Origin of the sequence: Streptomyces sp. NPDC001868 (assembly GCF_040297125.1) — a bacterium.
Classification (GTDB): Bacteria; Actinomycetota; Actinomycetes; order Streptomycetales; family Streptomycetaceae; genus Streptomyces.
On record NZ_JBEOYO010000089.1, the window covers coordinates 1 to 22,611 of the forward strand.

A 22,611-nucleotide genomic window follows, 5' to 3' on the forward strand; every position below is an offset into this window, starting at 1 on the left:
GTCCACGCTAGGACGGGGAGGGCCGCAGGCCCTCTAGGGGCGCGGGGAACTGCGCGAGAAGCCCCCACGCACCCGCAGACGAACAACCGCCCCAGGGGGTCGAAGGGGCGCAGCCCCTGGGATGGGACGGGTAGGGGCGGCGGGGGCGAAGGGAATGCCACCGCGAAGCCGAAGGTTGCCCACCCCGGGGACCGAGAACCGTACGGGCGTACCCTGGTGGACGCCGAAGAATCGAAGCACAGGGAGCCGATGTGTCCGCAGTCGCACCCGACGGACGCAAGATGCTGCGCCTGGAGGTCCGGAACAGCCAGACCCCCATCGAGCGCAAGCCCGAGTGGATCAAGACCCGGGCGAAAATGGGCCCCGAGTACACGAAGATGCAGGCGCTCGTGAAGAGCGAGGGGCTGCACACGGTCTGCCAGGAGGCGGGCTGCCCCAACATCTACGAATGCTGGGAGGACCGCGAGGCCACCTTCCTCATCGGCGGCGACCAGTGCACCCGCCGCTGCGACTTCTGCCAGATCGACACCGGCAAGCCCGAGGCCCTCGACCGCGACGAGCCCCGCCGCGTCGGCGAGTCCGTGGTCACCATGGACCTGAACTACGCCACCATCACCGGCGTGGCCCGTGACGACCTGGAGGACGGCGGCGCCTGGCTGTACGCCGAGACGGTCCGCCAGATCCACCAGCAGACGGCGGGGCGCGAGTCCGGCCAGACCAAGGTCGAGCTGCTGGCGCCCGACTTCAACGCCGTACCGGAGCTGCTGGAGGAGGTCTTCGCCTCCCGCCCCGAGGTGTTCGCGCACAACGTCGAGACGGTCCCCCGGATCTTCAAGCGCATCCGCCCCGGCTTCCGCTACGAGCGCTCCCTGAAGGTCATCACCGAGGCCCGGGACTACGGTCTGGTCACGAAGTCGAACCTGATCCTCGGCATGGGCGAGACCCGCGAGGAGGTCAGTGAGGCGCTGAAGCAGCTGCACGACGCCGGCTGCGAGCTGGTCACGATCACCCAGTACCTGCGTCCGAGCGTCCGCCACCACCCCGTGGAGCGCTGGGTCAAGCCGCAGGAGTTCGTCGAGCTGAAGCAGGAGGCCGACGAGATCGGTTTCTCCGGTGTGATGTCCGGCCCGCTGGTCCGCTCCTCGTACCGCGCCGGCCGTCTGTACCAGATGGCCGTCGAGAAGCGCGGCGCGTACGCCGCTTCGCAGGCCGTCTGACCCCGTCGCCGCCCCTCACCGGCCCTTCCGCCAAATGGCACGCAGTGCCATCAGATCGTGTGAATCTGAGCACAAGCAGCTACTCGCCAGTAATGGCCGATTGACCGCGGTCCTGACCGTCCTCGCAGATGAGGGCAGTGTCAGGGCCGCGTCGAGGTTTGAGGGCGCCGCATCAAGGCTTCACTGCCGTTTGACCGGTCGGTCACGCCCTGGTAACACCAATCAGTGACCCTGGTTTCACACCCGGTACAGGGTCCTAGCCAGAGCAGCCATCCCGAGGGGGGACCTCCCATGCAGGCCGCACCCGTTCGTGCCACAGCGATCCCGTCGTTCACCGATGCACTCCGTGCCGTCGAGTCGCTGCTCATGAGCAGTGGTCAGCGCACCGCCCGTCGCAACGCCTGGACCTCCGTCCTGGAGGACCGCCGCCGCGCCAAGGACCGCGTCGAGGCCGAGCGCGTCCTCGAAGCCGCCGTCGCCTCGCGCACCTCGTAACCACGGCCCGCTTCTCCCCGCACCATCTCGCACGGCTCGAACGACCCCGCACGACCCCGCACGACCCCGCACGACCTCGCTCGCGCACGACCGCCGTTCCACGCCGGCACCGCCGCCGCCCGGCGCCGCTTCCCCAGCGCCGCACCGGTCTCCGGTCCCCACCGGCACCGCCGTCGTCCCCGCTCCCCCGGACACGTAGACTTCGTGCCATGGCGAGGAAGGAACCCGCAGCGGACGCTGCGACCCCCGGGCGACTCAAGCAGATCGCTCTGACGTACAAGATGACCCGCAGGGCCGACAAGAAGATCGGTCTTGTACTCGCGGCTGTCGGAATCATCACCTTCGGTGTCTTCCTCGCGATCGGTTTCTTGATCGGTCACCCCATCTATCTCGGCATCCTGGGCCTCCTGCTCGCCTTCCTCGCGACGGCGATCGTGTTCGGACGGCGGGCCGAGCGGGCCGCGTTCGGGCAGATGGAGGGCCAGCCGGGTGCCGCGGCCGCGGTGCTGGACAACGTGGGCCGTGGCTGGACCACGACCCCCGCGGTGGCGATGAACCGCAGCCAGGACGTGGTGCACCGGGCGGTCGGCAAGGCCGGCATCGTCCTGGTCGCCGAGGGCAACCCGAACCGGGTGAAGAGCCTGCTGGCCGCCGAGAAGCGGAAGATGGCCCGCATCGTGGCGGACGTCCCGGTGCACGACCTGGTCGTGGGCACGGGTGACGGTCAGGTCGAGCTGAAGAAGCTCCGCACGACCATGCTCAAGCTGCCGCGCGTCCTCTCCGGCCCCCAGGTGACCGCCACCAACGACCGGCTGCGCGCGATGGGCGACCTGATGAGCAACATGCCCCTCCCCAAGGGCCCGATGCCCAAGGGCATGCGGATGCCGAAGGGCGGCCCCAAGGCCCGTTGAGACGCCGACCGACCGCCACTTGATGAAGGGCCGGCCCGGAACCCGTGAAGTCCATGGGTTCCGGGCCGGCCCTTCGGCTGTCGGGGGCTACCGGACGACGGGCTCCAGCACCAGGTCCGCCGGCCGGCCGTCCTCCAGGTCTCCCCCGTAGTAAGGCACCTTCAGGACGAAGGTCCTCAGTGCCGCCTTGGCGTTGAGGAAGCGCATCTCCATGACGAGGATCCGCTCCGGATCGGCGCCGCCGAGGTCGGGGCGCACAGGGATGCCACTGGCCGGTCAGCGGGAGCCGGTGCGGGTCGTGCGGGGATCAGATCCTGACCTCGACCGTGCGCGCGAGCCGGTCGTGCAGGCCCCGGCCGTCGCGGTCCCAGACCAGGGCGGGGATGGCGAGGCAGAGCAGGGCCGTACGGACGAGGGCGCGCCAGGGGTTCACCGTGCCGGTGTCCTGGGCGACGACGCGGAGGCCGAAGAGGCGCTTGCCCGGAGTGAAGCCGATGGTGCCCAGCGTGAGGGCGTGAAGCAGGAAGAAGATGAGCAGGGCCCAGTTGCTGGTGGCCTGGTCGTAGCCGTCGGTGATCAGGCCGTATGCGATCAAGAGGCAGAGACCCCAGTCGACGGCGAGGGCGCCGAGGCGGCGGCCGGGGCGGGCGATGGAGCCCTTGCCCTCCTCGGGCAGACCGAGCTGCTCTCCCCGGTATCCGAAGTCGATTCCGGCTTCCTCCGCGGCTTCGCGGGGGCCCGAGAGCCACGATCCGATTGCTTGCCTCTTGTCCACCCGACCACGGTACTGCCACCGTTCTGCCATACGGACAGGTGGGGTGCGGGGTGGGATGTCCGGTTAACTTGCGCGAAACAAATGGGTCACGTACGAGAAACCACCCGTCCCTAGGGTCGACGACAGCGTGTGCCACCGCACTGGCAGCACGAACGAACTACCACCCCGGCAGGACGTCGGGAGTAGGAGGAGCTGGATGTTCCAGAACGCCGACGAGGCCAAGAAGTACATCGCGGACGAGGACGTCAAGTTCGTCGACGTCCGCTTCTGCGACCTGCCGGGCGTGATGCAGCACTTCACGATCCCTGCGGAGGCCTTCGACCCGGCCGAGGAGCTCGCCTTCGACGGCTCCTCGATCCGCGGCTTCCAGGCCATCCACGAGTCCGACATGGCGCTCCGCGCCGACCTGTCCACCGCGCGCGTCGACCCGTTCCGCCGCGACAAGACGGTCAACATCAACTTCTTCATCCACGACCCGATCACGGGCGAGCAGTACTCCCGTGACCCGCGGAACGTGGCGAAGAAGGCGGAGGCGTACCTCGCGTCGACCGGTATCGCCGACACCGCTTACTTCGGCCCCGAGGCCGAGTTCTACGTCTTCGACAGCGTGCGTTTCGCCACCTCGGCGAACGAGTCCTTCTACCACATCGACTCCGAGGCGGGCGCCTGGAACACCGGTGCGCTGGAGGACAACCGCGGTTACAAGGTCCGCTACAAGGGCGGTTACTTCCCGACCCCGCCGGTCGACCACTTCGCCGACCTGCGTGCCGAGATCTCCCTGGAGCTGGCCAAGTCCGGCCTCCAGGTCGAGCGCCAGCACCACGAGGTGGGCACCGCCGGCCAGGCCGAGATCAACTACAAGTTCAACACGCTGCTCGCCGCGGCCGACGACCTCCAGCTCTTCAAGTACATCGTGAAGAACGTGGCCTGGCGCAACGGCAAGACCGCGACCTTCATGCCGAAGCCGATCTTCGGTGACAACGGCTCGGGCATGCACGTCCACCAGTCGCTGTGGTCGGGCGGCTCCCCGCTCTTCTACGACGAGGCCGGTTACGCGGGCCTGTCGGACACCGCCCGCTTCTACATCGGCGGCATCCTCAAGCACGCCCCGTCGCTGCTGGCCTTCACCAACCCGACGGTGAACTCGTACCACCGCCTGGTGCCCGGCTTCGAGGCCCCGGTCAACCTGGTCTACTCGCAGCGCAACCGCTCCGCGGCCATGCGTATCCCGATCACGGGGTCGAACCCGAAGGCCAAGCGCGTCGAGTTCCGCGCGCCCGACTCCTCCGGCAACCCGTACCTCGCCTTCTCGGCGCTGCTCCTCGCGGGCCTCGACGGCATCAAGAACAAGATCGAGCCGGCCGAGCCGATCGACAAGGACCTCTACGAGCTGGCCCCCGAGGAGCACGCGGGCGTCCCGCAGGTCCCGACCTCCCTCCCGGCCGTCCTCGACTCGCTTGAGCGCGACCACGAGTTCCTCCTCCAGGGCGACGTCTTCACGCCGGACCTGATCGAGACGTGGATCGACTACAAGCGCGCCAACGAGATCGCCCCGCTGCAGCTGCGCCCGCACCCGCACGAGTTCGAGCTGTACTTCGACGTGTGATCGGCACGGCGGCCGAGTCGGTCGTCACGCTCGTCATGCTCGACGCGTAGTCCTGCAGTCCTGGTCCTGTAGTCCTGCGGTCCTCACAACGGCGCCCCCGTTCCCGCTTTCCGGGACGGGGGCGCCGTCGTATGGTTCTGGGTCGTATGGTTCTGGCACGACTGTTCGAAGAGACTACGGGGAGACACGGGGATGCCCGAACAGGACGACGACGAGCGCGAGTTCGACATCAAGTGGGCGGACAACGCCGAGCTCAAGGAGCCCTCCGCTCGGGCCCGGATGCTCGCCGCGCGCTGGAAGGAGAACCCGCCCGAGCCGCAGCCCTTCCGCGCCGATCCTGGGCCGAGGGTGCCGCGACGGTCGTCGTGGGTGTCGACGGTGATCGTGTTCGGGTGTGTGGCGGGGCTGATCGCGTTGATCGGGTACGTCAACTACCGGTCGTCGTACTGAGGGCGGACATGCGCGAAGACCTCCGTGGCGGGGGCGACGCCGCTCGTCGGCTCATGCGGGGCGGGACGCTGCGGGAATCGGTCGATGTCACCGCTCCCGGCGCCTGGCTCGACCTGGACGCGGGCACCCGCTGCTGGATCGGGCGGGACGAGCTGCCGACGCTGGGCGAGGTGGAGGGCCGGCGCATCTGGCGCGGCATCATCCCGCGCCGCGGGGAACTCACCGAGGCCGGGCTCGCGCTCGCCCTGTGCCACCACGACGGCCGGGTGCGGGAGGCGGCGCTGCGGCCGGCCATGGCGTATGCGGATCTTCTGCCGCTGGTCGTCGTCCGGGCCGCCGACTGGGCCGCGCCGGTACGTGAGTGCGCCCGGGCTCTGCTGGCGGAGGCGCTCGACATGGGCACCGCCGTCGCCCTGGCGCCGGTCATCCTGCTCGTCGGCCGTCGCGACCGAGGGGCCTTCGCCGCCGAGATGCTCACCGACGTGCTCCGCCGAGCTCCTTCGGACCGGCTCACGCCTCTCTTCACCGCGCACGACCGTGCCGTACGCCGCTTGGCGTACCGCCTGGCGATCGAGGAACGGCTCCTCTCCCCCGTCGAGCTCGCCCGCGCCGCCGCCCGGGACGGTGACGCAGTCGTCCAGAGCCTGTGCGCCGACGCCGCATGGACCACCGCCGTACCGGAGGCGTCCTACGACGACGTGCTCGAACCCCTCCTCGCCGCCCGTAACCCGCGTGCCCGTTCCGCCGGAGTCACCGCGTTGCGACGGGCCGGGCGGCCGGAACGCGCGGTGGAGTTCCTGGGCGACCGGTCGGCGCTGGTACGGGCCTGTGCGCGGTATGTCCTACGGCGCCACGGGAACGATCCGGCGCCGCTGCACCGGGCCTGGTGCACGGCGACGGACGACCCGGCGCTGCGGCCCGGGCATGTCATCGGGCTCGCCGAGTGCGGGGAGCGGACGGACGCCGAACTGCTGTGGCCGCTGCTCTCCCATCCGGCGCCCGGCGTACGGGCCCGTGCCGTGGCGGCCCTGCGGCTCCTGGACGTGTCCGACGTACGGCGGCTGCGGCCCTTGCTCGACGATCCCGCCCCCGGGGTCGTCCGCGAGACGACCGCCTCCCTGCTGCCGTCGGCGGAGCGGCTGCCCGAGGAATGGCTGACCGAACGGCTCGGGACCGAGCGGTCGCGCCACACACGGGTCGCGGCGTTCCGGTTGCTGGACGCACGGGGTGGGATCGTGCGGCTGCGGGCGGCCGTGGCGCTGCTGGACGACCCGGACGGCAGGCTGCGGACCTGGGCCGGGCAGTCCGTGCAGGGCTGGCATCCGTCGGCGGACGTCCGGCTCGGGGACACGGAAGTGGGCGAGCTTCTCGACCGTGGTCGCCACCTGTTCAGCGACTACGTGCTGCGGAACCGGAAACGGGAGGCCGGGCTCGGCGGCTGAGCCTGCCCCTGCCCTGCCGGGGGCTGGTCTCGACCGCTTCTTGGGGGCGCCCGGGCGCCCACTTGAGAGCGGGACGAGTGACTGCCTGAGTGTGGAGGTGGTTGGGATGGCTGAGCGGTTTCGGAGTGATCCTCGGCTGGTCGTGCGGATGACGGGCACGTTGTTTCTGCTCGGGTTGCTGTATGTGGTGTTCGTGGCCGTGCTGATCGTGCTGCTGCGGAGGCGAGTGCCGAGGGCCGCCCGCGGAGAGCTGGGCGGTGGGCGGGTCGGGGTCGTCTGTCTCTACAAGCGCGGGACGTTCTATCCGTTCGCGCCGGTGGCGGGTCCGCCGGGTGCGGGGCCGCGGCGGGACAACGCGCTGGAGCTGCGGGTGCGGGCCGCCCTCGGGGACGAGTTGAAGGTCGAACCCGAGCTGAACCGGTGGTTCCCGTCTGGGGTACCCCGGGGCTGTGAACTGCCCCGGGGCGCCCTGACTGCCTGTTCGCTGTGCTCGCTCGTCGTTCCCGGGCGGCTTCGTCGCTACTTGGCGCCCTTGTCGCGGTTCTGCCGACGGGTCTCCGTCGGCCGTTCGCGGCGGTAGCGGCGCTCCCACTTCGCCTGCTGGTCACGGCGAGCGCGGTACGCGCGGTACGAAGCGGGCTGGGCCGAGCCGCCGCTCGCCGGGGAACCCGACGAGGACGTCGCCGAGCCTCCCCCCGTGCGGCCGTAGCGGACGTACAGGTAGAGCAGGGCGACTGCGGCCAGCCAGAGGACTTGGTTGGAGAAACCCATGACGACCAGAACCATGGTCGCCGAAAGGATCAAGGTGCCCATGACGGGACTCCTCGGGGCGTGGCGTGGGTGATGGTGATCGTGATGCGATGAGCGTGTGTTGGCTGGGCGTTGGCTGTGCGCGTTGGCTGTGCGTGGAAGAGTAGCCCCGGGGCCGGAAAGTGGTGCCCGTCCTGCGCGGGACCGGTCTCCGCGGATTCCGCTGCGCATCTCCAGGATGCCGGTGTGACGGGTGCGGAGGCATCCCGTTTATCGGGATGCTGGGCCCATGCGACTTGACGATCAAGGGTGGGCGGCGACCCGCGCATGGGTGGACAAGCAGCTGCCGGAGGGCCGCACGGTACGGAACTGGGCTGATCTGCGCGGCGGTTGGACCTCGCGGATGCGGCGGCTGACGCTGGACGACGGGACAGGGCTCGTCCTGCGGTCGTTCGTGAAGCCGTTCTTCCGGCAGCACGCTCCCGGGCTGTTGAACCGTGAGGCCACGATGCTCACGCTGCTCGCCTCGTACGACGGCATCCCCGCGCCTCGTCTGCACGCCGTCGACCCCACCGCCGAACTCACCGACCATCCCTCGCTGTTGATGTCCCTGCTGCCCGGGACTGTACGGGTGGAGGAGGACGCGGACCTGGAGGCGCGGCTGGACCTGCTCGCCGGGCAGCTCGCCCGGATCCACGCGGTCGTACCGGAGGAACGGCCTCGTACGTATCAGGCCTGGACCTCCCCCGAGCGGGTCACCACGCCTGTCGGGCCGTTGTGGGAGCGGGCCGTGGACGTGATCCGGCGGGAGGCGCCGGCATACGAAGGATGCTTCCTGCACCGGGACTTCCATCCCGGGAACGTCCTGTTCACGGGCGCGGGCGGCGGGCTGCGGATCAGCGGGGTCGTGGACTGGGTGGAGACCTCGTGGGGGCCGGCGGATCTCGATGTGGCCCACTGCTCGACCGCGTTGGCGTTGTTGTACGGGGCGGAGTACGGGATCGGGTTCCGCGGGCGGTACGAGGCGCAAGGTGGGCGCCGACTGGCCCAGAACCAGGACCACTTGTACTGGCGGCTGCTGGACGCCCTCGCCTACGCGCCCGACGCGGAGAAGGTCGCGGTGCCCTGGCGGGAGCTGGGGCGGACGGATCTGACACCGGAGGTGCTGGGGGCACGGCTGGAGGCGTATGTGGGCGGGGTGCTGGAGCGCTACGTGTAGTGGTGTCCGTGGCGCCCGATTGTCATTGGTGCCCGATTGTCAGTCGTGCCCGATTGTCAGTGGTGTCCGGGAGGATGCGGGCGAGGACTTCGGACGGCGGGGCCTCGGGCAGTGTGACGGGCGTGGCGTGCAGGTGGAGGGGGCGGGGATGGGTGACGGGCGGCGGTATGTCGGGGTGGCCGAGCGGCAGGTGCGGCTGGGGCTGCGGCAGCGGCTGGCCGGATCGGTGCGGGTGGCAGCGCCGGAGGAGGTGGCCGACGCGCTGGTCGCGCTGCACGGTTCCGACCCCGCGACCGTGCATCTCGCCGTGGGTGCGCGGCTCGCCGATCCGGGGCGGACGGTGGCCGAGACCGAGCGGGCGCTGTACACGGACCGGACGCTCGTCCGTATGCACGGTATGCGGCACACCGTGTTCGTCTTCCCCACGGAGCTGGCCGCCGTGGTGCACGCCTCGACCGGCATCACGGTCGCCGCGAGGGAGCGGGCCGCGCTGTTGAAGGACATGGCGGCGGCCGGGGCGCCGGACGCGGCTTGGCTGAAAGAGGTCGAGGAGTCGGCGCTGGCCGCGCTGGCCCGGCGCGGCCAGGCGACCGCGTCCGAACTCGCCGAGGACGAACCGAGGTTGCGGCAGCGGTTCGTGTACGCGGCCGGGAAGAGCTATGAGGGGACGCACTCCGTTTCGACGCGGCTGCTGAAGGTGTTGGGGGTGGAGGGCCGGGTCGTACGGGGGCGGCCGCTCGGTTCCTGGACGTCCAGCCAGTTCCGCTGGGCCGTGGCGCCCGCGCACCCCGAGCTGGACGTGGCCGAGGCCCAGGCGTCGCTGCTGGGCCGGTGGCTGGCGGTCTGCGGGCCGGCGACCGAGGCGGATCTGAAGTGGTGGACGGGGTGGCGGGTCACCGAGGTCCGCCGGGCGTTGGCCGCGATCGGGGCGCGGGCCGTGACGCTGGACGAGGGCACGGGGTATGTGACCGCGGAGGACGAGGCGCCGGTCGGCGACCCCGGGGAGCCCTGGGCCGCGCTGCTTCCCGCGCTTGACCCGACGGCGATGGGGTGGCGGCAACGGGACTGGTATCTCGCCCCCGAGCTCCGGGCCGCCCTCTTCGACTACAGCGGCAATGTCGGGCCGACGGTGTGGTGGAACGGGCGGGTGGTGGGGGGTTGGGCCCAGCGGGCGGGCGACGGGGAGATCGTCTGGCGGGTGCTGGATGCGGAGGGGGTCGGGCGGGAGGGGGAGGCGGCGATCCGGGCGGAGGCTGCGCGGTTGCGGGGGTGGGTGGGGGACACACGGGTTACGCCGCGGTTTCGGACGCCGTTGGAGAAGGAGTTGGCGTCGGCGTCGGCGTGAGTTCGCGGGAGAGCTCGGGGGAATCGGTTGCGTGGCGGCTGCGGGTGAGTGGGGGCTGGTCGCGCAGTTCCTCGCGCCCCTAAAAGCTTCAGGCCCCTGCGGGCCTGAGGGGCCACGGCCCCGCAGGCTGCCTGAAAGGCGACGGGGCTGCGAGGTTGAAAAGCACGGGGCGCAGCCCCTGCTTCTCAGGGGCGCGGGGAACTGCGCGGCCCGCCCCCACCGGGCCGCGGACGGACAACCACCCCCGACGAGGTACACAACAGCGCCGGGTGCCCAGGAACATCAGGCGGGCACCCGGCGCCACGGCTCACTTCGGCGGGCACTCCTTCCACGCCAGGTGGTAGATCGTGCTGATGTCACCGTCCGTCGAGTCCATGGTCATGAAGCTCGTGCTACTGGCCGGCGACGACCCCCGGTTGACCCGCAGCTCCGTGTTGATGTTGAAGTTGCGCTCGACCCCACAGGGCGCCCACACCAGCTGGGCCCAGTCGGTCTCGTCCGTGGCCTGCCAGTTGTCCTCGTAGGGGCCGTTGAACGTGTGGGTTCTGGAGGCCGTGTCCGGGGAGCCCTGGAAGTAGTACGAGGCCTTCTCGACGCCGCTCGCCCCGCGCTGCAGCGAGGCGAAGCCTCGGTAGTCGACGCTGGCGATGGCGTAGGTGAAGCCGCCGGGAACGTGGACGATCAGGTTGAGCTGGCAGTTCTTGCGGAACGCGGTCGACGGGGCGCCGCCGCCGATCTGGGCGAGGTAGTCGCTGTAGGTCACCGTGAACGCGGTGTTGTCCGGCGAGACGGCGACCGCGGCCGTGCCCTGGGGACAGCCGGAGCCGTTCACCGTGGCGACCTTGATGATGATCTTGTCCGGGGGCGGGTCCTCGAACGGGGAATCGGCCTGCGCGGGAAGCGCACTAGCGAAGAGGGCGGCGACGGCGCCGCCCAGAAGGAGACCACGAACCATGGGGGGTTCTCCGATCAGAGTCATGCACATGTCAATAGGCATGTGCGAGTACCCCACGATCCAGGATGGCCCAGTCTGTGAATGAGCTGTGAAGACCGAGGGGCGACCGCATCGTATGGACGCGGGGCGGGCAGGGCTAGGGCGATCTCCGGCCAACCCTGGCGGCCGGAGATCACCCTCCCTCTCCGGCGAACGCCGATGCCGCCCACCCCTGCGGAATGGACGGCACCGGAGATTCGGCCGGGCTGCCGCGTCAGCGGCTGTAGCGCATCAGCGCCCGCACCATGTGGCACGTGGTGTCCGACGGCGGGTGCACACCGATGACCTCCGCCGTGCTCCGGATCGTCTCGTTGCGCGCCTGGTTCGGCATGTGGACACCGGAGTCGAGCAGGGCGATCGCGAGGCGCATGGCCTTCAGACGCCGGTTGTGGGTGATGTACCACTCACGCGGACGGCCCGGCGGCAGCGTGTGCTTCACCACCGGCTCGTAGGGCAGGTCGAGCAGGACGGGGCGCTGAGCGGTGGACTGGGTGGGCAACGGCTTCGACTTCAGTGCGGCAGCGGGCACGGACATCCTCCTGTCGCGGTCTGGGCACCGACGGAATCCCCCGTCGACAACCCTCGAACACTGCTTCTATTTTACTACCCCCCACTGACAATCGCCCCTGGCCAGAAGGCATTTGAGCGGTCCTGTGACAGACGTGGAACACGGGTTTTCGCGCCCCGTTGGCTACGGTGTGCGGCATGGAGATCTGGATCAATCCGGCCTGTTCCAAGTGCCGTAGCGCGATCAGCCTGCTGGACGCCGAGGGCGCCGACTACACCGTCCGCCGCTATCTGGAGGACGTCCCGAGCGAGGACGAGATCCGCGCCGTACTGGACCGGCTCGGACTCGAACCGTGGGACATCACCCGCACCCAGGAGGCCGCCGCCAAGGAGCTCGGTCTCAAGGAGTGGGCCCGGGACGCCGGTGCGCGCGACCGGTGGATCGAGGCGCTCGCCGAGCACCCGAAGCTCATCCAGCGGCCGATCATCACCGCCGACGACGGCACGGCGGTGGTGGCCCGCACGGACGAGGCGGTACGGGACGCCCTGTCCCGGTAGGCGGCGGTTCGGGGCACGCGAGCTCCCCGGCGCGATGTGACGTGGGTTACTTGAGAGTTCGCTGTGACCGTTGAGCAGCTTCGTTCGGGATCTCGTACGTAGCGGCGTACTCGTCCGATCCGGCGGCCGATCCGAAGGCGCGCCGGGAACAGGAGGCGCGCATGTCGCGTAGGAGAACGCTCGGCACGAAGAAGAAGGTCGCGCTGTTCGTGACCGCGGCCGCGGTGGCGGGAGGCGGGGCCTTCGCCATGGCGGCCACGTCGAACGCGGCGCAGACCGCGGCCCAGTCCAGTGTCTGCCAGGGCCTGGCCACCGCGCTCGGCAACAACGAGCGGTTCATCGCGGACCAGAAGGCGAACCCCGACGCCCAGTCGACGGCCCGGATCGCCAACCGTGAGGCGGTCATCGCCCAGATCAAGGTCCAGCAGGAGGCGTCGGACTGCGTCGTCGGGGAGTCGGCTCAGGGCTCCCAGGCGGCACAACCCGCGCAGCCCGCACAGCCGTCCGCGCCGGCCGCGGAGACCGGGGGGTCGGCTCAGGACCCCCAGGGCGACGAGGCCGCGGGGAACACGGGCGGTGCCGGAAACGCGGGCGGCGCCGGTGACACGGGGAACGCGGGGGCCGGCGAGCAGGTGTGCAACGGCTCCACCGTCACCCTCTCCGGTGAGGGCGGGGCCCCGGCCGCGTCCAGCAACGAGTTCCCGGCCGGTACGAAGCTGCGGGTGACCAACCTGGACAACAACAAGTCCACGACCGTCGAGGTCACCTCGGTCTCCGGCAGTTGTGTCCTGCTGAACAACTCCGCCTTCGAACAGGTCCGGGAACCCGGCAAGTTCCTGATCCGCCGCGCGCTGATCGAGAAGGTGGGCTGACAGAAGGCGGGGTGACGCCGGTCCGGTCGGCGGCGCGGACCCGCTCGTAACGGTGAGGTGAAGAGCAGAGGCCGCCGCCCGGGGAGGCCGGTCACCGCGCACAGCGGTGACCGGCCTCCGGTACGGGTGCGACCAGCGCGTCCACCAGGGCGTGAGTCGCGCCACAGCGACACCAGGTAACACGGGGTTCACATTCGAGCAATGACCGGGAAATCGCATGTTGACAGGCTGCCCGGCATCAGCGCGGCGTTTCAGTGCCGCAGCGCCGCAGCACCCGCACATGCGCCTAGTGACCCACCCCCGAAGGATGTGGCCCGTGACCTTCAAGGCTGAGTACATCTGGATCGACGGCACCGAGCCGACGGCCAAGCTCCGTTCCAAGACGAAGATTCTGGCCGACGACGCCAAGGGTGCCGAGCTTCCGATCTGGGGCTTCGACGGGTCCTCCACGAACCAGGCCGAGGGGCACTCCTCGGACCGCGTGCTCCAGCCGGTCTTCTCCTGCCCGGACCCGATCCGCGGCGGCGACGACGTCCTCGTGCTCTGCGAGGTCCTCAACATCGACATGACGCCGCACGAGTCCAACACCCGTGCCGCGCTGCGCGAGGTCGCCGAGAAGTTCGCCTCCCAGGAGCCGATCTTCGGCATCGAGCAGGAGTACACCTTCTTCCAGGACGGCTCCCCGCTCGGCTTCCCCAAGGGCGGCTTCCCGGCCCCCCAGGGCGGCTACTACTGCGGTGTCGGCGCCGACGAGATCTTCGGCCGTGACATCGTCGAGGCCCACCTGGAGAACTGCCTGGCCGCCGGCCTCGCCATCTCCGGCATCAACGCCGAGGTCATGCCCGGCCAGTGGGAGTTCCAGGTCGGCCCGGTCTCCCCGCTGGAGGTCTCCGACCACCTGTGGGTGGCCCGCTGGCTGCTCTACCGCACCGCCGAGGACTTCGACGTCGCCGCCACCCTGGACCCCAAGCCGGCCAAGGGTGACTGGAACGGCGCGGGCGCGCACACCAACTTCTCCACGAAGGCGATGCGCGAGGGCTACGACGCCATCATCACCGCGTGCGAGTCGCTGGGCGAGGGCTCGAAGCCGCTCGACCACGTCAAGAACTACGGCGCCGGCATCGACGACCGTCTGACCGGTCTGCACGAGACCGCCCCGTGGAACGAGTACTCCTACGGTGTCTCCAACCGTGGCGCCTCGGTCCGTATCCCGTGGCAGGTCGAGAAGGACGGCAAGGGCTACATCGAGGACCGCCGCCCGAACGCCAACGTCGACCCGTACGTGGTGACGCGGCTGATCGTCGACACCTGCTGCACCGCGCTCGACAAGGCCGGCCAGGTCTGATCCGATCCGCACCGCTTTTCCGCGAGGGCGTCCACCGTTTCCGGTGGGCGCCCTCCGGCGTTCTCCTCCACCCACCGTCTTCCACCCGCCGTGCGCGACGAAGCGTCCAAGCAGTGAGAGGAGACTCCTGCAACAGGCGTGTGTCTGCTTCAATGGGGCCATGGCCAGCTTCCAGAACCGACGTGCGACGGGTCGCCATGACCTGGAGCCCTTCTGGCCTTCCCGTCAGCATCATGACTTCGACCGGGTGTGTTGCCGCGCGATGAACGCGCCGGCCCTCTAAAGCCGTACACCCCGGCCTTCGGTCGGCGCGAACGACGTACGTCCCTCGGCGGTCCCGACCACGAACTCGGTCGCCGAGGTTTCCCGGACGAACCTCTCGCGCGAAAGAGCTGACCTCTCATGGCGAACACCCGTTCTCTGTCGACCGCCGCCCCGCTGACCGCCGCGCCGGGTTCCGCGCCCGCCGCCGCCCCCTCCCCCGGCGCGTCCCCCAGGCACCGGCTGCGTGCCGTGGGCCGGGACGAGGTCGTGGACATCACCGACTTCCTGCCGCCGGGCGCCACCTGGCTGCCCGCGCCCCAGCACACCCTGCCCACGCTGCCGGGCCGGCCGCCGATGATCGGCTACCTGGTGCTGCTGCCGGCGGACCAGCAGCCGCCGGTGCTGCCGTTCGCGGTCCCGGACGAGACCCCGCTCGACCACACCGGCTCCGCCGCGGCTTCCGCTTCCGTGTCCACATCCGTGTCCGCTTCCGCTTCGGCCTCCGGTTCCGGTGCGGCCGAGGTCGGGGACGAGCTGGTCCGCGTCGACACCGTGCAGCGCACCGCCGAGGTCGGCGGGCGGCCGCTCGACCTCACCTATCTGGAGTTCGAACTCCTCGCCCACCTGGTCGCGCACCCCCACCGGGTGCACACCCGCGACCAGTTGGTCACCACGGTGTGGGGCTACGGGCATGTGGGCGACGGGCGTACGGTCGACGTCCACATCGCCCGGCTGCGCCGCAAGCTCGGCGCGGAGTTCCGCCAGGCGATCCAGACGGTACGGCGGGTCGGGTACAAGTACACGCCCCCGCTGGGCCGTTGACGGCGGATCCGCTCGTCCCGGTCCGGCAGATCTCCTGAGGCCGGATGCTCCGAGAGCGGATCTCCTGAGGGCGGATCCGCCGGGAGCGGATCTTCTGAGAGCAGATTCCCGTTCCGTACCGGACGGCCGGCGGGCAGAGTCGGCGGTATGAGACTTCTGATGCTGGGTGGTACGGAGTTCGTGGGTCGCGCCGTCGTGGAGTCGGCGCTGGCCCGCGGCTGGGAGGTGACCGTCTTCCACCGGGGACGGCACGCACCTCCGGCCGGGGTGCGGTCGTTGCTGGGCGACCGCACCGCACCGGACGGGCTCGCGGCGCTCGCCGACGCCTCCACCGCCGATTCCGCTTCCGGCGGGGGCGGGTGGGATGTCGTCGTCGACACCTGGTCGGCGGCGCCGCGAGCCGTTCGGGACACCGCCCGGCTGCTGTCCGGCGTGGCCAAACAGTATGTATACGTGTCGAGTTGCTCGGTGTACGCCTGGCCCCCGGCCGCCGGGTACGACGAGCGGGCACCCGTGGTGGACGGCGCGTCGGCGGACGCCGACCAGTCGGACTACGCCCGCGACAAGCGGGGCGGGGAGCTGGCCGCGGTCGAGGCGTTCGGCGCCGACCGCTCGCTCCTCGTACGCTCCGGGCTGATCCTCGGGCCGTACGAGAACATCGGCCGGCTGCCCTGGTGGCTGACCCGTGTCGCCCGGGGCGGACCGGTCCTGGCGCCCGGCCCTCGGGATCTCCCCCTCCAGTACGTCGACGTCCGCGATCTCGCCGACTGGATTCTCGGCGCGGTGGCACAGGGGTTGAGCGGCGCCTACAACCTGGTCGCCCCCTCGGGCACGGCCACCATGGGTGAACTGCTCGACGCGTGCGTACGGGTGACCGGCGGCGCTGCCGAACTCCGGTGGACCGCACCGGAGTTGATCCTCGACGCCGGGATCGAGCCGTGGACCCAGCTGCCGGTGTGGGTGCCCGAGGGAAGCGACCTGCACGACGCGCTGCACTCGGCGGACGTGTCACGGGCCGTACGGGACGGGCTGCGCTGCCGGGGTGTGGAGGAGACCGTACGGGACACCTGGGAGTGGCTGACCGGACTCGACGGGGTCGCGCCGCACCGGCCGGACCGTCCGGCGGTGGGACTGGACCCGTCGGTGGAGGCGAAGGTGCTGGGTCTCTAGAGGCCACGGCAGAACGGGCAATCGGCACGTGGGCGGCGGTTCTCGCGTATCTTGGCCAGGGCCGCCGATACACCCCCTTCACGGACCCCGCCCGGGGCCTTCACCGTGCACACGCCGTAGGGGATCGACAACTGGCGGTGTTTCATGGGGTGTTGAAACCAGTTTGTCCCACGAATCTCTCATCAATTTCTGAGTCGCCTGAACACTCCTGGGACTCACCGCGTATTTGATGGAGCCGCTTCACTCCTGTCGGGCGCCTCGATAGCCCCGCAAGGAAGTCAGAGGAGTTCCATGGGACGCAACACACGCAAACGACGTTCGCCGCTGGCCGTTCGGGCCATTGCCGCATCCGCGGCGCTCGCGGTCGCGGGCGGCGGTCTGGTCTGGGCGAACTTCTACGCCTCAGCGGGCGAGTCGAAGTCCAAGCAGAACAGCACACTGGCCTCCGCTCAGGTGGCCACCATCGCCTGCCCGGACGTCGGCCAGAAGCTGACGAACGTGCCCCGCAACGCACGCGCGGGTGTCGCCAAGGAGCTGGCGCTGCTTGACCGGCAGATCACCGAGGCCTACAAGCGCCTGGCGGACACGCGTCAGGCCCAGGCCGGTGACGCCGGATTCGTCAACAACGCCATCCTCGGCCCGCTGAAGTCCAAGCGGACGGCCACCATCGACCGCATCGGCATCAACATCAAGCGCGTCGGCGGCAAGGCTCCGCAGGGGCTGGCCCAGCTCGCCACCTGCCAGGGCAAGGCCGACCAGGCGCAGACCAACGCCGGTCAGGGTCAGGGCCAGGGCGGCAACGGCCAGGGCCAGAACCAGGGAGGCAATGGCCAGGGCCAGAACCAGGGCGGTAACGGCCAGGGCCAGAACCAGGGCGGTAACGGCCAGGGCCAGAACCAGGGCGGTAACGGCCAGGGTCAGGGCCAGGGCGGCAACGGCCCGGTCGCGGGCGACTTCATCAACATCAACCAGGTTCAGCCGAACGGCGGCCCGAAGGGCGTGAACGGCAACGGTCTCGCCGCGAACGGCAACGGCGGCTCGCAGGGCTCGTTCACCACGAACTGCGGAACCAACCAGAACGAGCTCCGCAACTCGGACAACGTGATCGTCGCCCCCGGTGTCAGCAACGGCGCCCAGCACCAGCACGACTACGTCGGCAACCAGAGCAACAACGCCTTCGCGAGCGACCAGGACCTGGCGAACGCGGACACCACCTGCCAGAACCAGGGCGACAAGTCGTCGTACTTCTGGCCGGTGATCCGTATCCAGGACGGTTCGAACGACGTCGACGCCAACGCCCCCGGCGGTGGCCAGGACAAGAACGTCGGCAAGATCGTCGAGCCGGCGCAGGCCCAGCTGAAGTTCGTCGGCAACAAGCGCGGCCAGGTCGTCGCGATGCCGCAGGCCCTTCGCATCATCACCGGTGACGCGAAGGCCTTCGTGAACGGTCTGGGCAACGCCAACACGAACTGGAGCTGCACCGGCTTCGAGGACCGTGTGGTGACGGACAAGTACCCGATCTGCCCGCAGGGCAGCAACGTGGTCCGTACGTCCTTCTTCCAGAGCTGCTGGGACGGCCAGAACATCGACAGCGCCAACCACCGCACGCACGTCGACTTCGTCGAGGCGGACGGCAGCTGCTCCAACGGCTTCCAGGCCATCCCCCAGCTCCAGGTCCGCCTGGTGTACAACGTTCCGGCCCCGAAGATCCAGAACGGACAGGTCACAGGCGCCTACGCCGTCGACTCCTTCCCGGAGAACCTGCACAAGCCGATCACCGACCACAACGACTTCATCAACTTCTTCAACGAGGAGACGATGAACCAGATGGTCCAGTGCATCAACAACGGCCAGCAGTGCACGTAGCACCGAAACGCCTCTGAGGCACTGAGAAGCCGGCGGTGGGATCTCCCACCGCCGGCTTCTCGCTTGCCCCCGGCGCGCGACGCGCGCGGACCGCGACACTCACGGTCCGCGCGGTCAGCCGCTGTGGCTGCCGTCGTTGTGGCTGCCACCGGGGTTCATGTGCTCGGACCCCTCCTGCAGCTCCCCGCCGAGCGAACCCTGCAGCCCGCCCACCGTCTTCTTCTCACCGACGGCGACCCACTTGCGGCCGACGAGGTAGTAGCCGCCGTAGTCCTTGGCGCCGGCGAGCCACTCCGCCTGGCCCCGGTCGGTGGCGAAGGTCGCGAGGACGAACTTGCCGTCGAAGTCGCCGTCCTTGTTCGTGCAGAGGGCCTGGCGGATCGTGTCCGCGTCCGTCTGCATGTCCGGCTTGCAGCCCACCTCGCCCGCGATGTGCTCCAGCGTCCCGGTCGCCGTCTTGGGGACGGCGGCCTCGGCGTCGTCGGCCGAGCCGCAGCCGGTCAGCATCAGCAGGGCGGCGACCGCGCCGGCCGCGCTGCCCGCAAGCCTCTTCCTCGTCAAACTCATCCGTACCTCCGCGTCCGTTCCGGCGACGTGAACTCGCCAGCTCCGTGCGCACCGTTGTTCACGGACGGTCGCCCAGTTAGCGTGCCGCCACTGTCGACACAGGGGGCACACAGACATGAACAGTCCGTCGCGACGCACGGTGCTGGGCTCGGCCGGTGTCATCGGCCTCGGAACCTACCTGCAGTGGTCGGCCCCGGCCCACGCCGCAGAGAGCCCCGGCGAGGGCCCCGCCTTCGATACGGCTCCCGCGCTCTCCGCGCTCAATCGGCTGCTGCCCGGTCATGCCGGACAGTTCCGGCTCAGTCTGCTCGACCGGAGCGGCACCGTCGACCGGTTCCGTGTCACAGGCACCACCGGGCGCATCCAGGTCCAGGCCACCACACCCGCCACCCTGCTGATGGGCGTCCACTGGTACCTCAAGTACGTCTGCGGGGCCCACCTCGCCTGGAACGGCAGCCAGCTGGACCTCCCCAGCCGCCTCCCCGCGCCGGCCCGCCCCCTGGAGAGATCGACCGCGCTCCCCCACCGGTTCGCCCTCAACGACACCAACGACGGCTACACCGCCCCGTACGCGGACTGGCCGTACTGGGAACACCAGATCGACCTCCTGGCGGCGCACGGCTGCAACGAGGTCCTGGTCATCGCGGGCATGGAGGCCGTCTACCACCGGCTGCTGAAGGACTTCGGCTACTCCGACGAGGAGTCCCGGGCCTGGCTCCCCGCCCCCTCCCACCAGCCCTGGTGGCTGCTGCAGAACCTCTCCGGCTACGGCGGCCCCCTCTCCCCCGAGCTGATCGCCCGCCGGGCCGCACTGGGCCGGCGCATCACGGACCGCCTGCGCGAGCTGGGCATGTCCCCCGTGCTCCCCGGCTACTACGGGCACGTGCCCAAACAGTTCGTGGAGCGCAACGGCGGTGACGCGCACGTCGTCCCGCAGGGCATCTGGCACGGCTTCGAGCGCCCCGACTGGCTCGATCCGCGCACCGACACCTTCGCCCGGGTCGCCGCCTCCTTCTACGGCCACACGAAGGACGTGTTCGGTGAGGCGGCCCACTTCAAGATGGACCTGCTGCACGAGGGCGGCACGGCGGGCGACGTACCGGTGCCGGACGCGGCCCAGGGCGTGGAGAAGGCGCTCCAGAAGGCGCATCCCGGTGCCACCTGGGTGATCCTCGGCTGGCAGGAGAACCCGCTGCCGGAGCTGCTGGACGCCATCGACCGCTCGAAGATGCTGATCGTGGACGGTGTCTCCGACCGCTACGCGAGCGTGACCGACCGCGAACGCGACTGGGGCGGCACCCCGTACTGCTTCGGCACGATCCCCAACTTCGGCGGCCGGACGACGATCGGGGCCCGCGCGCACCTGTGGAACGACAAGTTCTTCGCCTGGCGGGACAAGGCGGGCAGCGCGCTCGTCGGCACGGCGTTCATGCCGGAGGCCACCGACCGTGACCCGGCGGCCTTCGAGCTCTTCTCCGAGCTGGCCTGGACCCCGAGGAAGCTCGACCGGGCGGCCTGGTTCTCCTCGTACGCCGACTTCCGGTACGGCGGCCGCGACGATTCCGCCCGCCGGGCCTGGCGGGCGCTGCACGACACCGCGTACCAGCAGCGGGCCGTGGAGCGCAGCGACCCGCACGACTCCCTGTTCTGCGCCCGCCCCGACCTCGCCGCGAACCGGGCCGCCGAGTACGCGCCGAGGACACTGACGTACGACCCGGGCCGCTTCGACGCGGCCCTCACCGGGCTGCTGGGCGTGGCGGGCGGGCTGCGCCGCAATCCGGCGTACCGGTACGACGTGGTGGACGTGGCGCGGCAGGCGCTCGCGCACCGCAGCCGCCAGTATCTGCCGCAGCTGCGGGAGGCCTACCGGCGCAAGGACCTCACCACCTTCCGCGCGCTGTCCACGCTCTGGCTGCGGCTGATGCGGCTGTCCGACGAGGTGACGGGTACGAACGGGGCGTTCCTGCTGGGGCCGTGGGTGAACGACGCCCGGCTGCTGGCGACGAACGACGCCGAGCGGGCCGAGTTCGAGCGGACGGCGAAGGCGCTGATCACGGTGTGGGGCGGGCGGGCCACCTCCGACGCGGGCAGTCTGCACGAGTACGGCAACCGGGAGTGGAGCGGCCTCATGGCCGACTTCTACGTCCCGCGCTGGCAGAAGTGGCTCGACACCCTGGAGGACGCGCTCGCGACGGGGACCGCTCCGGCGGCCGTGGACTGGTTCGCGTTCGAGGAGCCTTGGACGCGGGAGCGGAAGGACTATCCGCTGCGGCCGGTGGGCGACGCTTACGGGGCGGCGGCGCGGGTGCGGGACGTGCTGGCGCGGGCGCCGTACCAGGGGACGCTGTCCGTCACCGCGGAGCCGCCGGTGCTGCCGCCGGGCGGGAGTGCGCGGCTGTCGGCGGTCTTCCGCAACGTCAACGGGTTGCGGGCGACCGGGCGGGTGGACTTCGCCCTCACCGGGTTCGAGGGGACCGCCGAGCCGGAGGGGGCGACATCGTTGCCGGGGGTGCCGGCGGCGGGGTCGGGGACGGTGCGCTGGCGCGCGGACGCGCCGGGGGCGCCGCTGGACCGGCCGCTTCGGCCGCTGCCCTACGCGCTCACCGTCAGGTACGGGCCCCGTGGTGAGGACCGGGTCGAGGGGCGTTTCGACGGGACGCTGTTCGAGGCGGGGCCGCTGGACGCGGGGTGGAGCACGTACAGCAACAACGAGGCGGTCTTCGGGCAGTTGGGGGATCGGTTCGCCATCGACGGTGGTGGGGTGGATCTGTGGCGGGGGACGTCGGAGTTCGGCACGGTCTACCGGGCGGGGGCGCTGGGGGACGGTACGTCCGTCACGCTTCGGGTCGACTCGCAGGCGGCCACCGGGAACTGGGCTCGGGCGGGGATCGTGGTGCGGAACCGTCTTGGGGTGGCCGGGGGGCCGGGGTTTCTGAATCTGGCGGTGACTCCGGGGAACGGGGTGGTGTTGTCGTTCGACGGTTCGGGGGACGGGACGCTTGATACGTATCGGCGGATTACGGGGGTGAAGGCGCCGGTGCTTCTTCGGTTGACGCGGTCGGGGGCGGGTGGGGCGTACGTGGGGGAGTGCTCGACCGATGAAGGGCGGACTTGGCGGGTGGTGGCCTCGGTGGTGGTGCCGGGGGTGGCTGTGGGGGGTCAGGATGTGGGGCTCTTCATGAGTGCGACGAATGGGGGGAGTGGGGCTCGGGGGTTGGTGGAGTTCAGTGGGTGGTCGCTCGCCTAGCCTTTCCTCGCCCCCGCCGCCCCTACCCGTCCCATCCATCAGGGGCTGCGCCCCTTCGACCCCCCGGGGTCGGATGTCGGCTGCGGGTCCGGTGGGGGCTGGTCGCGCAGTTCCCCGCGCCCCTGAAAAGCAGGGGCTGCGCCCCGTGCTTCTCAGGCCCGCAGGGGCCTGATCTTTTAGGGGCGCGGG

General features: G+C 70.4%; 21 protein-coding genes and 2 pseudogenes. 17 read left to right on the forward strand and 6 right to left on the reverse strand.

Annotation, left to right across the window (positions count from 1 at the left end; all coding sequences use genetic code 11):
- Positions 1-251 precede the first annotated feature (251 nt).
- The 3 genes from lipA to ABT147_RS45080 all read left to right on the forward strand — a co-directional run bounded on the left by lipA (position 252) and on the right by ABT147_RS45080 (position 2,623).
- On the forward strand, positions 252-1,217 hold the full coding sequence (lipA, locus tag ABT147_RS45070) for a lipoyl synthase (RefSeq protein WP_351417880.1): 966 nt from the start codon (positions 252-254) through the stop codon (positions 1,215-1,217).
- Between the two features lie 291 nt (positions 1,218-1,508).
- Positions 1,509-1,712, forward strand: coding sequence for an SCO2195 family GlnR-regulated protein (locus ABT147_RS45075; RefSeq protein WP_351417883.1), 204 nt, complete (start codon positions 1,509-1,511; stop codon positions 1,710-1,712).
- A 209-nt stretch (positions 1,713-1,921) separates the two neighbouring features.
- Entirely contained in the window at positions 1,922-2,623 is a 702-nt protein-coding gene (locus ABT147_RS45080; protein WP_351417885.1) for a DUF4191 domain-containing protein, read from the forward strand.
- 87 nt (positions 2,624-2,710) lie between these two features.
- On the opposite strand, the gene ABT147_RS45085 is transcribed toward ABT147_RS45080, so the two are convergent.
- Together ABT147_RS45085 and ABT147_RS45090 are read right to left on the reverse strand one after the other, a co-directional pair.
- Entirely contained in the window at positions 2,711-2,881 is a 171-nt protein-coding gene (locus tag ABT147_RS45085; RefSeq protein WP_351417887.1) for a hypothetical protein, read from the reverse strand.
- A 49-nt stretch (positions 2,882-2,930) separates the two neighbouring features.
- Positions 2,931-3,398, reverse strand: coding sequence for an RDD family protein (locus ABT147_RS45090; protein WP_351417890.1), 468 nt, complete (start codon positions 3,396-3,398; stop codon positions 2,931-2,933).
- Between the two features lie 196 nt (positions 3,399-3,594).
- On the opposite strand from ABT147_RS45090, the gene glnA reads away from it, so the two are divergent.
- From glnA to pspAB, 5 genes and pseudogenes are all read left to right on the forward strand, one after another.
- A complete protein-coding gene (glnA, locus tag ABT147_RS45095) occupies positions 3,595-5,004 on the forward strand; it encodes a type I glutamate--ammonia ligase (protein ID WP_351417892.1) in 1,410 nt (469 codons plus the stop codon).
- Positions 5,005-5,196: 192 nt separating this feature from the next.
- Positions 5,197-5,454 (forward strand): SCO2583/SCO2584 N-terminal domain-containing protein, encoded by a 258-nt coding sequence (locus ABT147_RS45100; RefSeq protein WP_351417894.1) that lies wholly within the window; start codon positions 5,197-5,199, stop codon positions 5,452-5,454.
- An 8-nt stretch (positions 5,455-5,462) separates the two neighbouring features.
- Positions 5,463-6,896 carry a HEAT repeat domain-containing protein gene (locus ABT147_RS45105; RefSeq protein ID WP_351417897.1) on the forward strand — a complete coding sequence of 478 codons (1,434 nt, stop codon included), beginning with the start codon at positions 5,463-5,465 and terminating at the stop codon, positions 6,894-6,896.
- Between the two features lie 106 nt (positions 6,897-7,002).
- Positions 7,003-7,116 (forward strand): annotated as a pseudogene (locus tag ABT147_RS47535) (zinc metalloprotease HtpX); the annotation flags it as partial.
- A 36-nt stretch (positions 7,117-7,152) separates the two neighbouring features.
- Positions 7,153-7,349: pseudogene (gene pspAB, locus ABT147_RS45110) on the forward strand (PspA-associated protein PspAB); the annotation flags it as partial.
- A gap of 66 nt (positions 7,350-7,415) precedes the next feature.
- Here the strand turns inward: pspAB and ABT147_RS45115 are convergent.
- Positions 7,416-7,709 carry a hypothetical protein gene (locus tag ABT147_RS45115; protein WP_351417899.1) on the reverse strand — a complete coding sequence of 98 codons (294 nt, stop codon included), beginning with the start codon at positions 7,707-7,709 and terminating at the stop codon, positions 7,416-7,418.
- Between the two features lie 226 nt (positions 7,710-7,935).
- On the opposite strand from ABT147_RS45115, the gene ABT147_RS45120 reads away from it, so the two are divergent.
- Both ABT147_RS45120 and ABT147_RS45125 read left to right on the forward strand, forming a co-directional pair.
- On the forward strand, positions 7,936-8,865 hold the full coding sequence (locus tag ABT147_RS45120; protein ID WP_351417902.1) for a phosphotransferase family protein: 930 nt from the start codon (positions 7,936-7,938) through the stop codon (positions 8,863-8,865).
- Positions 8,866-9,013: 148 nt separating this feature from the next.
- The gene (locus ABT147_RS45125; protein WP_351417904.1) at positions 9,014-10,210 is read left to right on the forward strand and encodes a winged helix DNA-binding domain-containing protein; all 1,197 of its coding nucleotides are present in this window, start codon (positions 9,014-9,016) and stop codon (positions 10,208-10,210) included.
- A 307-nt stretch (positions 10,211-10,517) separates the two neighbouring features.
- Here the strand turns inward: ABT147_RS45125 and ABT147_RS45130 are convergent, their stop codons facing one another.
- Both ABT147_RS45130 and ABT147_RS45135 read right to left on the reverse strand, forming a co-directional pair.
- Entirely contained in the window at positions 10,518-11,165 is a 648-nt protein-coding gene (locus ABT147_RS45130; protein ID WP_351417928.1) for a DUF4360 domain-containing protein, read from the reverse strand.
- Between the two features lie 253 nt (positions 11,166-11,418).
- Entirely contained in the window at positions 11,419-11,733 is a 315-nt protein-coding gene (locus ABT147_RS45135; protein ID WP_351417907.1) for a hypothetical protein, read from the reverse strand.
- A 176-nt stretch (positions 11,734-11,909) separates the two neighbouring features.
- Between ABT147_RS45135 and ABT147_RS45140 the strand changes: the two genes are divergently transcribed.
- The 6 genes from ABT147_RS45140 (at position 11,910) to ABT147_RS45165 (ending at position 18,608) form a co-directional block, all read left to right on the forward strand.
- On the forward strand, positions 11,910-12,269 hold the full coding sequence (locus ABT147_RS45140; RefSeq protein WP_351417909.1) for an arsenate reductase family protein: 360 nt from the start codon (positions 11,910-11,912) through the stop codon (positions 12,267-12,269).
- A gap of 161 nt (positions 12,270-12,430) precedes the next feature.
- Complete coding sequence (locus ABT147_RS45145) at positions 12,431-13,141, forward strand: SCO2207 family protein (protein WP_351417911.1); 711 nt, start codon at positions 12,431-12,433, stop codon at positions 13,139-13,141.
- 316 nt (positions 13,142-13,457) lie between these two features.
- Positions 13,458-14,486, forward strand: a complete 1,029-nt coding sequence (glnII, locus tag ABT147_RS45150) for a glutamine synthetase (RefSeq protein WP_351417914.1) — start codon at positions 13,458-13,460, stop codon at positions 14,484-14,486.
- A 402-nt stretch (positions 14,487-14,888) separates the two neighbouring features.
- Entirely contained in the window at positions 14,889-15,572 is a 684-nt protein-coding gene (locus tag ABT147_RS45155) for a winged helix-turn-helix domain-containing protein (RefSeq protein ID WP_351417916.1), read from the forward strand.
- A 147-nt stretch (positions 15,573-15,719) separates the two neighbouring features.
- A complete protein-coding gene (locus ABT147_RS45160; RefSeq protein WP_351417918.1) occupies positions 15,720-16,742 on the forward strand; it encodes an SDR family oxidoreductase in 1,023 nt (340 codons plus the stop codon).
- Positions 16,743-17,033: 291 nt separating this feature from the next.
- The gene (locus ABT147_RS45165; protein ID WP_351417920.1) at positions 17,034-18,608 is read left to right on the forward strand and encodes a DUF1996 domain-containing protein; all 1,575 of its coding nucleotides are present in this window, start codon (positions 17,034-17,036) and stop codon (positions 18,606-18,608) included.
- A gap of 114 nt (positions 18,609-18,722) precedes the next feature.
- Here the strand turns inward: ABT147_RS45165 and ABT147_RS45170 are convergent, their stop codons facing one another.
- Positions 18,723-19,175: a hypothetical protein gene (locus ABT147_RS45170; RefSeq protein WP_351417923.1), complete on the reverse strand. Its 453-nt coding sequence runs from the start codon at positions 19,173-19,175 to the stop codon at positions 18,723-18,725.
- 115 nt (positions 19,176-19,290) lie between these two features.
- Between ABT147_RS45170 and ABT147_RS45175 the strand changes: the two genes are divergently transcribed.
- Positions 19,291-22,422, forward strand: a complete 3,132-nt coding sequence (locus ABT147_RS45175; protein ID WP_351417925.1) for an alpha-N-acetylglucosaminidase — start codon at positions 19,291-19,293, stop codon at positions 22,420-22,422.
- Positions 22,423-22,611 lie beyond the last annotated feature (189 nt).

Coding starts and splice junctions, on each gene's coding strand:
- ABT147_RS45075 (WP_351417883.1), top strand. CDS start 1,509: ATGCAGGCCGCACCCGTTCGTGCCACAGCGATCCCGTCGTTCACCGAT.
- ABT147_RS45080 (WP_351417885.1), top strand. CDS start 1,922: ATGGCGAGGAAGGAACCCGCAGCGGACGCTGCGACCCCCGGGCGACTC.
- glnA (WP_351417892.1), top strand. CDS start 3,595: ATGTTCCAGAACGCCGACGAGGCCAAGAAGTACATCGCGGACGAGGAC.
- ABT147_RS45100 (WP_351417894.1), top strand. CDS start 5,197: ATGCCCGAACAGGACGACGACGAGCGCGAGTTCGACATCAAGTGGGCG.
- ABT147_RS45105 (WP_351417897.1), top strand. CDS start 5,463: ATGCGCGAAGACCTCCGTGGCGGGGGCGACGCCGCTCGTCGGCTCATG.
- ABT147_RS45115 (WP_351417899.1), bottom strand. CDS start 7,709: ATGGGCACCTTGATCCTTTCGGCGACCATGGTTCTGGTCGTCATGGGT.
- ABT147_RS45120 (WP_351417902.1), top strand. CDS start 7,936: ATGCGACTTGACGATCAAGGGTGGGCGGCGACCCGCGCATGGGTGGAC.
- ABT147_RS45125 (WP_351417904.1), top strand. CDS start 9,014: ATGGGTGACGGGCGGCGGTATGTCGGGGTGGCCGAGCGGCAGGTGCGG.
- ABT147_RS45130 (WP_351417928.1), bottom strand. CDS start 11,165: ATGGTTCGTGGTCTCCTTCTGGGCGGCGCCGTCGCCGCCCTCTTCGCT.
- ABT147_RS45140 (WP_351417909.1), top strand. CDS start 11,910: ATGGAGATCTGGATCAATCCGGCCTGTTCCAAGTGCCGTAGCGCGATC.
- ABT147_RS45145 (WP_351417911.1), top strand. CDS start 12,431: ATGTCGCGTAGGAGAACGCTCGGCACGAAGAAGAAGGTCGCGCTGTTC.
- ABT147_RS45155 (WP_351417916.1), top strand. CDS start 14,889: ATGGCGAACACCCGTTCTCTGTCGACCGCCGCCCCGCTGACCGCCGCG.
- ABT147_RS45160 (WP_351417918.1), top strand. CDS start 15,720: ATGAGACTTCTGATGCTGGGTGGTACGGAGTTCGTGGGTCGCGCCGTC.
- ABT147_RS45165 (WP_351417920.1), top strand. CDS start 17,034: ATGGGACGCAACACACGCAAACGACGTTCGCCGCTGGCCGTTCGGGCC.
- ABT147_RS45170 (WP_351417923.1), bottom strand. CDS start 19,175: ATGAGTTTGACGAGGAAGAGGCTTGCGGGCAGCGCGGCCGGCGCGGTC.
- ABT147_RS45175 (WP_351417925.1), top strand. CDS start 19,291: ATGAACAGTCCGTCGCGACGCACGGTGCTGGGCTCGGCCGGTGTCATC.